Raw genomic sequence first — 12,244 nt, 5'->3', positions numbered from 1 at the left:
TCCCCGGGCGCCGGGGTGCTCAGTACAGCGCTGTTGCCAGTTTGCGCCGAGCCGCGACCACGAACGTCTCGGCCGGATCGAACAGTTCGAACAGTTCGAGCAGTCTGGTCCTGGCTTCGGTCCGCTCGTCGCCTGCGGTCCGTGAGATCACCTTGATGATGCGATCGAACGCGGCTTCGGGCTGCTGGTTGAGCAATTCGAGGTCGGCCGCCGCCAGCTGGGCCGGAACATCGTCCGGTGCAGCGTCGGCGAGGGTTGCGGCGTCGTGTTTCTGGGCCCGGGCGACGAACTCGAGGTTGCGCACCAGGGAAGCCGCTTCGACGTTCCCCGGTTCCGCTGCAGCGATTTCCTTGTAGTCGGCGAGGGCGCCGTCGATGTCGCCCTCGTTGAGCTTGTTCTCCGCGGCGATCATGCGCGGGTCCTCGGGCTCCGGTTCGGGCTCGGCGCCGTCCGCAGCCGGCGCACCGGTCAGCTCGCCTCCGTGTTTGACGAGGATGTCGTCGATCCAGCCCTGGATCTGCCCGGCCGGCTGAACCCCTGCGAACGCCGACACCGGCTGCCCGGCGACGATCGCCACCACGGTCGGGATCGACTGAACTCCGAACAACTGCGCGATCCGCGGGTTGGCGTCCACATCGACCTTCGCCAGCACCCACTTGCCACCGGACTGCGCGGCCAGCGCCTCCAGGGTCGGCGAGAGCTGTTTGCACGGCTCGCACCAGGTCGCCCACAGATCGACGAGCACCAGGACCTGATCGGATCGGGCCACGACGTCGGCTTCGAAATCGGCCTCGGTGACGTCGTATACCGCGGGGAACGCGCCGCCCGACGGCGCCGGGGCACGGCCGGCGGGGGGTGTCGGCGCAGCAGGTCGATTCGCCTGCGCGCGCCCGGCATCGGCACGTTCCTTCAATACGGACAGGTCGACTGCACCGGACATCGCGGCGGCTGCTCTCACTGCGGAGGCGGAAGCGGGATTACGTTGTTGCGGTCTGCTCACCAGTCCAGTTTGGCACGACCGCGGAGCGATGTGTGCTCAGGTCTTCCGGCGTTCGCCACAAGCTGACAGCGCTCGAGTCCGACCCGGCAGGTCGCCCGAGTCAGCCAGGCGTGCCCACCGGATCGGTCATGGCGGCGCGCGGCCGGACGATGGGGGCTGCCACCGCGGCGAACAGCATTCCCGCTGCCGCGATCCACAGCGCAGACCCGAGCGACCACCAGTGGCTCACCGGACCGATGACGGCCGGGCCGGACAACATTCCGACGTATCCGAAGCCCACCACCAGCGAGATGGTCTGACCGCTCGACCGCTTCGAGAGATTTCCCGCTGCGGTGAACAACTGCGGCACTCCCCCAGCCACGCCCAGGCCGAAGAGCGCCCAGCCGACGACACTCAGCAGCGGCGTCGGCGAGCAGATGACCACGGCGATCCCCGCAACCGCGACCAGCGCTCCCACCCGCACCACCGCCACCGGACCGAGTCTCGCGCTCACGGCGTCCGCCGAGAATCTCGAGATCACCATCGTCGCGCTGAACGCCCCGAACGCCACGGCGCCCATCGCTTCAGGCTGGTCGAAACGCTCGACAAGGTGCAGAGCACTCCAGTCGTAGGCAGTGCCCTCGGCGAGCATCACGCAGAAGGCCACCGCAGCCAGCAGTGCGATCCGCCCCCACGGTTTGTGCTCCGGTCCGTCCGCGACGATCTCTGCATCCGAGCGTCCGTCGCCGGGGCGTCCGGCGAGTAGGGAGCCCGCCAGCAGCACAGTCGTCGCAATGCCGAGCCCGCAGCACACGAGCAAGGTCACCGGCAATGGGACGTCGGTCGCCACCGTGGCCGCCACGACACCTGAACCGACCAGACCTCCGACGGAGAAGAATCCGTGGAACGACGACATGATGGGGCGGCCGTAGCCACGTTCGGTGAGAACCGCCTGTGAGTTCATGCAGACATCCAGCGCGCCGTTACAGAATCCGAATGCCACCAGGGCCAGCGCGAGTGAGGTGGTCCCGGTGGCCATGCCGGGCAGCACGATGGCGCCAGACAGAGCGATCGCGCTGATGACGGTGGGATACCGGGATCCGAAGCGATCGGTCAGCGGTCCCATCACCTGCATGCCGATGAACGCGGACCCGCCGAGCGCCAGCAACAGGCCACCGAGGGTGGCATGGTCGACCCCGGTCCGCGACTGCACCACCGGAATGTGAGCCACCCACATGGCGGCGAGCAGGCCGTTGAGAGCGAAGATCCCGGACACCGCCACCCGCACCCTGGGGTGCAGATGGGTGGCGGCGACCGGGATTGTTGTCAGGAGGCGGCAGCCTTGGTTGTACGGCCTGCGTCGGTGAGATGCCCGTTGCGCTGCGCCCACCACTCGAACACGAGGGTTCCGAAGGGCGGGATGCTGGCGACCAACGCGACAGCGGTGATGGTGAGCATCTGCTTTGACGAGGTGGCATTCCACCGCAACCGGAGCGCGGTGTACACGGTCACGACGAGATAGACGACGAACACGATGCCGTGCACCATGCCCGGTACGGCAACGGCCTCCTCATGGCCCAGTACCCATTTGAAGAACATCGCGATCAGCAGCGCCAGCCAGGTCACGGCCTCGGCGATGGCGACGATACGAAACAGCAGCGCTGTTGCCGGCGCACTCATTTCGCAGGCACCGTGATGATGAGGGCATCGCCCTGTCCGCCGGCGCCACACAGCGCTGCGGCACCTGTGCCACCGCCCCGCCTGGCCAGTTCCAGTGCGAGGTGCAGCGTGATCCGCGCACCGGACACGCCGATCGGATGGCCGACCGCGATCGCGCCGCCGTTCACGTTGACCTTGCTCTCGTCGACACCGAGCTCGGCGGCGGAAGACAGACCGACCGCTGCGAAGGCCTCGTTGATCTCGAGGAGATCGAGATCCTTGGGGTCGATGCCCGCACGCCCGCAGGCCTTGCGGATGGCGTTGGCCGGTTGATGCTGAAGTGTGGAGTCGGGTCCGGCGACGACGCCGTGCGGACCGATCTCGGCCAGCCACTCGAGTCCGAGGGCCTCGGCCTTCGACTTGCTCATCACGATGACCGCGGCTGCGCCGTCGGAGATCTGCGAGGAGTTACCCGCGGTGATCGTGCCGTCCTTACGGAACGCGGGCCGCAGGCGACCGAGTGAATCAGCGGTGGTGTCAGCCCGGATGCCTTCGTCCTCGGAGAACTCGATCGGGTCACCCTTGCGCTGGGGGATGCTCACGGGTACGACCTCGTCAGCGAACACGCCGTTCTTCCATGCAGTCGCAGCACGCTGGTGCGACTGGGCAGCGAACTCGTCCTGCTGGGCGCGGGTGAACTTCTCGACGTCGTTCTGCTGCTCGGTGAGGGCTCCCATGGCCTGGTCGGTGAACGGATCGTGCAGTCCGTCGAAAGCCATGTGATCGACCAGCTCGGTGTTGCCGTATTTGAAACCGCCACGGCTGCCCGGGAGAATATGCGGGGCCTGGGTCATCGACTCCTGGCCACCGGCCACAACGCACTCGAACTCGCCCGCGCGGATGAGCTGGTCGGCCAGCGCGATCGCGTCGATCCCCGACAGACACATCTTGTTGATGGTGAGAGCCGGCACGTCCCAGCCGATTCCGGCCTTGACTGCCGTCTGCTTCGCGGGCATCTGCCCGGCGCCCGCGCCCAGCACCTGACCCATGATCACGTACTCGACCTCAGAGGCGGGAACGTTCCCCTTCTCGAGTGCCCCGCGGATGGCGATCGCGCCCAGGTCCACAGCGCTGAAATCCTTGAGCGAGCCCATCAATCTCCCGATGGGGGTGCGCGCTCCCGACACGATTACCGACGTCGACATCTCTTCTGACCTCTCTCGACAAAACCGCCGGGGTGATCCGGCAACCGGGAGCAAAAGTCTCCCGGCCAGTGGCTGAATGGTGTAATGGCCGCCCCCGACGCTACCTTTAGACCATGAGTGCCTCTGAACAGAACCCCCAGTCAGCGACGCTGAGCGCCATCGGCGATCTGGTCACCGCAATCGATCACGTGGGCATCGCCGTGCCCGACCTCGACGCCGCGAAGGCCTGGTACCTCGACAACCTCGGTCTGGTCACCCTGCATCAGGAGACCAACGAGGCGCAGGGCGTCGTGGAGGCCATGGTCGGCCCCGAGGGCGCCGAGAAGACGCACGCGCTGATCCAGTTGCTCTCCCCTATCGACGAGACCTCCACGATCGCGAAGTTCATCGACCGCAACGGCCCCGGCCTGCAACAGATGGCCGTGCGGGTCACCGACGTCGAAGAGGTCACCCGCCGCCTGGTCGCGAACGGCATCCGGGTGCTCTACGACGCCCCTCGCCGCGGTACCGCGAACTCCCGCATCAACTTCATCCACCCGAAGGATGCCGGCGGCGTTCTGCTCGAACTGGTCGAGCCTGCCGCTGACCCCCACTGAGTACCCGGCAGCGGAGCGGACCCCCAGGGTCACTCGCTCACGTGTGATGGTTGCAGCACGGTAACTCATCGCAGACGTCGGTCCGTCGCGGCAGGTATGGCCGCTGCAGCAGCGTAAAATCGCGACCATGCCAAACCACGAGGCCACCTCTGCTTCCGGCTTGCCGTTTGCCACTGTCATGCGCGGATACGACCGTGACCAGGTCAATGACTTCTTCCGGCGTTTCGATGCCGAGATGCGGGTCATCGCGGCAGATCGGGACGCCGCCACCGCCAACGCGCGTGAGCTCGCCGACAATCTCGAGATCGCCCGTGACGACATCGACGAGCTGCGCCGCGAGGTCAACAAACTCTCCGTCCCGCCGACCACGGTGCAGGGCATGAGCGAGCGGGTGTCAAGCATGCTCCGGCTGGCCTCCGACGAGGCATCAGAAATTCGCGCCCGCTCGGAAGCCGAAGCCGCAGAGACACTGTCGATCGCGCGGCAGGAGGCACAGGAGCACCGTGACGAGATCGCTCGCCAACGCGAGGAGATGGCGCGGCGGCGTGAGGCGATGGAATCCGAGCACGAAGCCACCATGAGCGCTGCTCACGAACAGGCCAAGCGCATCATCGCCGAGGCCACCGCGCAGGCCGAAGAACTCGATGCCCGGGCCCAGAGCAACCGGGAACGGATTCAGGAAGATTTCGACCTGACGATGGCCGCTCGGCGCTCAGAGGCTCTCGAGCAGGCGAAAGAGCTCGACCGCAACAGCAAGGCCGAGGCCAAGGAACGTCTCGACACCGCACGGGCGGAGGCGGAGAGCACACGACAACGCGCCGCATCGGCTGCGACCGAACGACTCACGCGCGCACAGGAGCTCACCGAGCAGATCCGGGTGCTGCGCAGCAGGATGTTGGCACAGCTCAGCGAGATTCGCAGTCAGCTGGACGAGGTTCCACAACTTCTCGCCGAGTCCGAGTCCGAGTCGGATCTCCTCGATCCCGACACCACGGGCCTTCTGAACAAGGAACTCTCCGACAACGCGCTGCTGGACAAGTCCGGGTCCCAGGCAACTTCGGACCACTCCGAGGACGATGCCGACCCCTCGACCGCCGCGAGCCCTGCAGACGCCGAAGCCGATGTGGACGACGCTCCAGAGGAGATCAGCGCTTCTTACCGCTAGCGATGTTCTTCCGGCGACGCCAGCAACCGGTGTGCCAGTGCCTGCGCTCGGCGACGAGGCTCCCACCACCGTAATCGTCGGCGGGCCAGACGACCACGTGTGGCGTACGGGCGAAGATCACCTGATTGCAGCCGGGGCATCGATACTCTTTGACCGCGCTTTGACCGCTGATCGGCCGGACATAGTGGTCGTACCCGTCCGGTCCCGACTCGATGATCTCCACGGTTGTTCTCTTGGTCCTAGAAGAGCTTGAACTCGGTGCTCTCGGTTCCCCGGAGCTTGTCGTAATCGAGTGTCACGCAACGAATTCCTCGATCATTGGCCAGTGTTTTCGCTTGCGGCTTGATCTGCTGCGCCGCGAACACCCCATGGACCGGCGCCAGCAAGGGGTCGCGATTCATCAGTTCGAGGTAACGCGTCAGCTGTTCGACGCCGTCGATCTCACCGCGGCGTTTGATCTCCACTGCGACCGAGACGCCATCGGCATCCCGGCACAACAGGTCCACCGGTCCGATGGCGGTCATGTACTCGCGTCTGACGAGTGAGTAGCCGCTACCGAGAGTCTCGACGTGCTCGGCCAGCAATTCCTGCAGATGCGCTTCGACGCCGTCCTTGATCAGTCCAGGATCAAGGCCGAGCTCGTGACTCGAATCGTGCTCCACACCGAAGATGGTGATCTGAAGCTCCTCGCCTGCCTTGTTCGTGACAATCCAGAGCTGGGGAGCATCAGGGGTGTCCGGCTCGGTCTCCACCAGCCAACACGGCGGACTCATCCAGTTCAGCGGCTTGTAGGCACGATCGTCGGCATGCACGCTCACCGAACCGTCGGACTTGATCAACAGGAGACGACGGGCTCGGGGAAGGTGGGCGGTGAGTCGACCCACATAGTCGACCTGGCACTCGGCAATGACTAGACGCACGACGTCCACCTTAGGCGCGCGGGGCCGGACTCCCGCGATCCCCGTGCCGTGCGCCCGCCATATTCTGGTGTGGTGTCGATCAAGCGAGTGTCCTCAACCGAGATCTATGCCAATCCCTGGCTGTCGCTGCGTGAGGACCAGATCGTTCGCGCCGATGGCAGCCCGGGTATCTACAGCGTCATAGACAAGCCCTCCGGCGTGATCGTCATCCCGCGCGACGACGGCCGGCTGTATCTGGTCGAACAGTTCCGATATGCGGTGGGCGCCCGGCGCTGGGAGCTGCCCGCAGGAACAGCCCCCGACCGGCAGAGTCTGCCTCCGGAAGAACTCGCAGAGAGGGAGCTCGCCGAGGAGACCGGACTCCGGGCCGAGGCGTTGACGCAGATCGGATCTGTCGATGTGGCACCGGGTTTCAGCAGTCAACGACAGGCGGTCTTCCTCGCCGAGGGCCTCAGTGCGGGGAACCCGGCACGCGAACACGAGGAACAGGACATGGACGCACGATGGTGGCCGATCGACGAGGTCTGGGCAGCCGTCTCCTCAGGTGTGATCTGTGATGCGCAGACCCTGGCTGCGCTGGCATTGCTGATCACGCACGATACGACGACCACGGCCTAACCCTCTTCGACCGCCAACTTCAGCAAGAAATCCTCGGCGCGGGTGAGCGCCTCGTGCATGGTCGTCACCACGAATTGCGCACCGCGTGCCGGCTCGGACGCGTGGCTGTGTCTCTTGATCACCACTCCATCGGGATCGACGATGACAGCGCTGCGCTGCAATCCCCGGAGGTTCTGACTCGCGCCGACGAACATCGACCGAGACACCTCGTCCACATGGTCGACGCGGCTCAGGTCCAAGATGGCGACTTCGAACTCGGTGGCCGACGACCGCAGCCGACGCAACACACTTTCGGTTCCCGAGAACGTCAGATCACCTTGCAGTTCGTAGATCCTGATCCGATCATGCTTGCCGTGTAGATAACGGCGTTCGGAGTCACTACGGTCCGTGGTGATGTGCAGTTCATGGGCGCTGTAGAAACCCCTGACGGTGACGCGGCTTTCCCGGGCAACGTTGAACATGTGCAGACCCAGATCCGACGATAGACGCTTACACGCCTTGACGCCCCGCACACTGTTGCCGTGTTCGTCCAGCAACGGCGAATACACACCGATCCCGAGCTGACCGGGCAGCACAGCCATGATTCCGCCGCCGACCCCGCTTTTGGCAGGAAGCCCGACGGTGGTCACCCAGTCTCCCGCTCCGTCGTACATACCGCAGGTGGTCATCACGCTCAACACACGCTGAACGACGGACTGGGACACGGCGCGACGGCCGGTCCTCGGATTCACGCCGCCATTGGCCAGGGTTCCACCGATCACGGCCAGATCGTCCGTCGTGACCACCACCGAGCATTGGCGGAAGTAGAGATCAATCGCGTGTTCCGGTTCCGCGTGAAGAACACCAAAACTCTGAAGCATGTATGCGATCGCGCGGTTACGTGCGCCGCTCTTCATCTCGGACCGGTACACGTCCTCGTCCAGGACGAGCTTGCGTCCCGCACATGCAGAATAGAAGTCGACCAGCTCGCCAAACGCCGTATCCACGTCGGGCTCGACTTCCAGAAGCAAGGAGGCCGAGAGAATTGCGCCGGCATTGATCATCGGATTACGCGGGCGTCGCTTGGAATCGACACTGATCTCGTTGAACGCCTCACCCGATGGCTCCACACCGATTCGTTCATCGACGGCGTCGAAACCCTTGTGTGTCAGTGCGAGTGCGTACGTCAATGGTTTGGACACCGACTGGATGGTGAATCCGATATCAGCATCGGCGATCGAATACACATACCCGTCGTGCAGTGCGAGTGACAGGCCGAAACCGGTTGGGTCGACCCCGGCAAGTTCGGGTATGTAGTCCGCGAGAGCGCCCTCACCGCCCACCAAGCAGCTGTTGTGGATCTGTTCGAGATATGACTCCACCAACGATGGCCCCGCAAACAGTGACATGGTGTCATCTAAGCAAACATGCACGCATAGTGGCAGGTCAGACGGCAAAGACCCCCACAACGCACTCTAGGACCTCACGTCACGAATGAGGGGCCTACATCCGAGCGGGCTCTTCCGAACGTCGAGCGTGCCCTTGTGGTTGTCGAGCGTGCCCTTTTGGTTGTCGAGCGTGCCGGCCGGTTCGGGCGTCTGCCGATCGCCGGTGTGTATGGGCCCGGTCGAGGTCAGAAAGGGCCCGGTCGGTGTGGGAAAGGGCCCGGTCGGCGGTTGGTGTGGGGATAGCAAAATACCCCGCATACGAGAACCGGGGTTCTTGTATGCGGGGTATTCGCAAATTGTGTTCGGCGGTGTCCTACTCTCCCACACTGATTAGGGTGCAGTACCATTGGCGCTGGTGGGCTTAGCTTCCGGGTTCGGAATGGGACCGGGCGTTTCCCCACCGCTATAGCCGCCGTAACTCTATGAAACAACCATCACACAAACCACAAGTGATTAGTGCTGATCATTGTGTTGTTTGTGTGTTGTTTCAGATATTGCACAGTGGATGCGAAACAAAAGTTTCATTACTTGTTTTGGTTGTAAGTCCTCGGCCGATTAGTACCAGTCACCTGCATCGGTTACCCGACTTCCAGTTCTGGCCTATCTACCCCATGGTCTGTGGGGGGCCTTAACCACGCGAAGGTGGTGAGAAACCTCATCTTGGAACAGGCTTCCCGCTTAGATGCTTTCAGCGGTTATCCCTTCCGAACGTAGCTAACCAGCAGTGCCCTTGGTAGGACAACTGGCACACCAGAGGTTCGTCCGTCCCGGTCCTCTCGTACTAGGGACAGGTTTCCTCAAGTTTCTTACGCGCGCGGCGGATAGAGACCGAACTGTCTCACGACGTTCTAAACCCAGCTCGCGTGCCGCTTTAATGGGCGAACAGCCCAACCCTTGGGACCTACTCCAGCCCCAGGATGCGACGAGCCGACATCGAGGTGCCAAACCATCCCGTCGATATGGACTCTTGGGGAAGATCAGCCTGTTATCCCCGGGGTACCTTTTATCCGTTGAGCGACACCGCTTCCACTTGCCGGTGCCGGATCACTAGTCCCGACTTTCGTCCCTGCTCGACATGTACGTCTCACAGTCAAGCTCCCTTGTGCACTTACACTCAACACCTGATTGCCAACCAGGCTGAGGGAACCTTTGGGCGCCTCCGTTACATTTTAGGAGGCAACCGCCCCAGTTAAACTACCCACCAGGCACTGTCCCTGAACCAGATCATGGTCCGAGGTTAGATATCCAATACGATCAGAGTGGTATTTCAACAACGACTCCACACACACTGGCGTGCATGCTTCACAGTCTCCCACCTATCCTACACAAACCGAACCGAACACCAATACCAAGCTATAGTGAAGGTCCCGGGGTCTTTTCGTCCTGCCGCGCGTAACGAGCATCTTTACTCGTACTGCAATTTCGCCGAGTCTGTGGTTGAGACAGCAGAGAAGTCGTTACGCCATTCGTGCAGGTCGGAACTTACCCGACAAGGAATTTCGCTACCTTAGGATGGTTATAGTTACCACCGCCGTTTACTGGGGCTTAAATTCTCAGCTTCACACCCAAAGGTGTTAACCGGTCCTCTTAACCTTCCAGCACCGGGCAGGCGTCAGTCCGTATACATCGTCTTACGACTTCGCACGGACCTGTGTTTTTAGTAAACAGTCGCTTCTCTCTGGTCTCTGCGACCACACCCAGCTCACCGAGTAAATCGGATCACCAGACGTGGTCCCCCTTCTCCCGAAGTTACGGGGGCATTTTGCCGAGTTCCTTAACCACAGTTCTCTCGATCGCCTTAGTATTCTCTACCTGACCACCTGTGTTGGTTTGGGGTACGGGCCGTGTCGCCACTCGCTAGAGGCTTTTCTCGGCAGCATAGGATCATGGAATTCGCCTCATTCGGCTACGCATCACCTCTCAGGCTTATATGTGTTCCGGATTTGCCTAGAACACGCCCTACAGGCTTACACCAGTACAACCACTGACTGGCCCCACTACCTTCCTGCGTCACCCCATCGCTTGACTACTACCAACCAAGGTCCCGCGCATCCAGTCCCAGGGCCACCCGAAGGCGGCTAAGGAACATTCAGGGCGGTTAGTACAGCTGATTCATCACGGGCGCGACTACACGGGTACGGGAATATCAACCCGTTGTCCATCGACTACGCCTGTCGGCCTCGCCTTAGGTCCCGACTCACCCTGGGCGGATTAGCCTGGCCCAGGAACCCTTGGTCATTCGGCGGAACAGTTTCTCACTGTTCTTTCGCTACTCATGCCTGCATTCTCACTCCCACACCCTCCACCACTAGATCACTCTGTGGCTTCCAGGGATGCAGGACGCTCCCCTACCCACCCACACCACTGCTCAACACCCCGCAGGATGAAGAGAATGTCTTGTGTGAGTGCCGCGGCTTCGGCGGTGTACTTGAGCCCCGCTACATTGTCGGCGCAGGATCACTTGACCAGTGAGCTATTACGCACTCTTTCAAGGGTGGCTGCTTCTAAGCCAACCTCCTGGTTGTCTTCGCGACCCCACATCCTTTTCCACTTAGTACACGCTTAGGGGCCTTAGCCGGCGATCTGGGCTGTTTCCCTCTCGACTACGAACCTTATCGCCCGCAGTCTCACTGCCGCACTCTCACTCACCGGCATTCGGAGTTTGGCTGACGTCAGTAACCTTGTAGGGCCCATCGGCCATCCAGTAGCTCTACCTCCAGTGAGAAACATGCGACGCTGCACCTAAATGCATTTCGGGGAGAACCAGCTATCACGGAGTTTGATTGGCCTTTCACCCCTACCCACAGCTCATCCCCTCCATTTTCAACTGAAGTGGGTTCGGTCCTCCACGACGTCTTACCGTCGCTTCAACCTGGCCATGGGTAGATCACTCCGCTTCGGGTCTAGACCCGGCGACTCCACCGCCCTATTCGGACTCGCTTTCGCTACGGCTACCCCACACGGGTTAACCTCGCCACCGAGCACTAACTCGCAGGCTCATTCTTCAAAAGGCACGCCATCACCCACAGCCAACCAAATGGCTCGCAGGCTTTGACGGATTGTAAGCGCACGGTTTCAGGTACTATTTCACTCCCCTCCCGGGGTACTTTTCACCTTTCCCTCACGGTACTAGTCCGCTATCGGTCACCAGGGAGTATTCAGGCTTATCGGGTGGTCCCGACAGATTCACAGCAGATTTCACGGGCCCGCTGCTACTTGGGTGTCTACTACAACAGTCAACATGTTTTCGTCTACGGGACTCTCACCCTCTACGACAGGCCGTTCCAGACCACTTCGACTAACACACTGATTTCTCACTGTCGGCCCATCCGGCAGAATGGACAAAATAGATCCCACAACCCCACACACACAACCCCTGCCGGGTATCACATATGCATGGTTTAGCCTCATCCGCTTTCGCTCGCCACTACTCACGGAATCACTATTGTTTTCTCTTCCTGTAGGTACTGAGATGTTTCACTTCCCCACGTTCCCTCCACACCCGCTATATATTCACAGGTGGGTAACACGACATCACTCGTGCTGGGTTTCCCCATTCGGACACCCTCGGATCACAGCTCGGTTGACAGCTCCCCGAGGCTTATCGCAGCCTCCTACGTCCTTCATCGGCTCCTGGTGCCAAGGCATCCACCGTACGCTCTTACACACTTACAA

10 protein-coding genes and 2 rRNA genes are annotated in these 12,244 nt (G+C 62.0%); 3 read left to right on the top strand and 9 right to left on the bottom strand.

The genetic code is table 11. From position 1 onward, the window contains the following. Window positions 1-19 precede the first annotated feature (19 nt). The 4 genes from BH683_RS00800 to BH683_RS00785 form a co-directional block, all read right to left on the bottom strand. Entirely contained in the window at window positions 20-940 is a 921-nt protein-coding gene (locus BH683_RS00800) for a tetratricopeptide repeat protein (protein WP_084834370.1), read from the bottom strand. Window positions 941-1,100: 160 nt separating this feature from the next. Continuing rightward, complete coding sequence (locus tag BH683_RS00795; RefSeq protein ID WP_246833127.1) at window positions 1,101-2,255, bottom strand: MFS transporter; 1,155 nt, start codon at window positions 2,253-2,255, stop codon at window positions 1,101-1,103. Window positions 2,256-2,305: 50 nt separating this feature from the next. After that, complete coding sequence (locus BH683_RS00790; protein WP_084834368.1) at window positions 2,306-2,659, bottom strand: DUF3817 domain-containing protein; 354 nt, start codon at window positions 2,657-2,659, stop codon at window positions 2,306-2,308. Next, window positions 2,656-3,843 carry an acetyl-CoA C-acetyltransferase gene (locus BH683_RS00785; protein ID WP_084834367.1) on the bottom strand — a complete coding sequence of 396 codons (1,188 nt, stop codon included), beginning with the start codon at window positions 3,841-3,843 and terminating at the stop codon, window positions 2,656-2,658. Before BH683_RS00785 ends, BH683_RS00790 begins: the two co-directional genes overlap by 4 nt. Before the next feature lie 113 nt (window positions 3,844-3,956). Here BH683_RS00785 and mce point away from each other — a divergent pair, with 113 nt between their 5' ends. After that, a complete protein-coding gene (gene mce, locus BH683_RS00780; protein WP_084834366.1) occupies window positions 3,957-4,439 on the top strand; it encodes a methylmalonyl-CoA epimerase in 483 nt (160 codons plus the stop codon). Between the two features lie 127 nt (window positions 4,440-4,566). Then, entirely contained in the window at window positions 4,567-5,604 is a 1,038-nt protein-coding gene (locus BH683_RS00775) for a hypothetical protein (RefSeq protein ID WP_084834365.1), read from the top strand. Here the strand turns inward: BH683_RS00775 and BH683_RS00770 are convergent. Further along, entirely contained in the window at window positions 5,585-5,827 is a 243-nt protein-coding gene (locus BH683_RS00770; protein ID WP_084834364.1) for a hypothetical protein, read from the bottom strand. The genes BH683_RS00775 and BH683_RS00770 overlap by 20 nt on opposite strands. Window positions 5,828-5,843: 16 nt before the next feature. Continuing rightward, complete coding sequence (nucS, locus tag BH683_RS00765; protein ID WP_084834387.1) at window positions 5,844-6,524, bottom strand: endonuclease NucS; 681 nt, start codon at window positions 6,522-6,524, stop codon at window positions 5,844-5,846. Window positions 6,525-6,593: 69 nt separating this feature from the next. Here nucS and BH683_RS00760 point away from each other — a divergent pair, with 69 nt between their 5' ends. After that, complete coding sequence (locus BH683_RS00760) at window positions 6,594-7,142, top strand: NUDIX hydrolase (RefSeq protein ID WP_084834363.1); 549 nt, start codon at window positions 6,594-6,596, stop codon at window positions 7,140-7,142. Here BH683_RS00760 and glsA read toward each other — a convergent pair. The 3 genes from glsA to BH683_RS00745 all read right to left on the bottom strand — a co-directional run bounded on the left by glsA (window position 7,139) and on the right by BH683_RS00745 (window position 12,244). Continuing rightward, entirely contained in the window at window positions 7,139-8,530 is a 1,392-nt protein-coding gene (glsA, locus tag BH683_RS00755) for a glutaminase A (RefSeq protein ID WP_084834362.1), read from the bottom strand. The two genes, BH683_RS00760 and glsA, sit on opposite strands and share 4 nt — an antisense overlap. A 339-nt stretch (window positions 8,531-8,869) precedes the next feature. Next, window positions 8,870-8,986: ribosomal RNA gene (rrf, locus tag BH683_RS00750) — 5S ribosomal RNA — on the bottom strand. A gap of 118 nt (window positions 8,987-9,104) precedes the next feature. Continuing rightward, window positions 9,105-12,244, bottom strand: a 23S ribosomal RNA gene (locus BH683_RS00745).

The sequence above is a fragment of the Williamsia sp. 1138 genome (assembly GCF_002095435.2).
In the GTDB taxonomy this organism is placed as follows: Bacteria; Actinomycetota; Actinomycetes; order Mycobacteriales; family Mycobacteriaceae; genus Williamsia.
The sequence above is the reverse complement of the archived record's forward strand: the minus strand, read 5'-3'. Positions and strand labels throughout refer to the sequence as shown.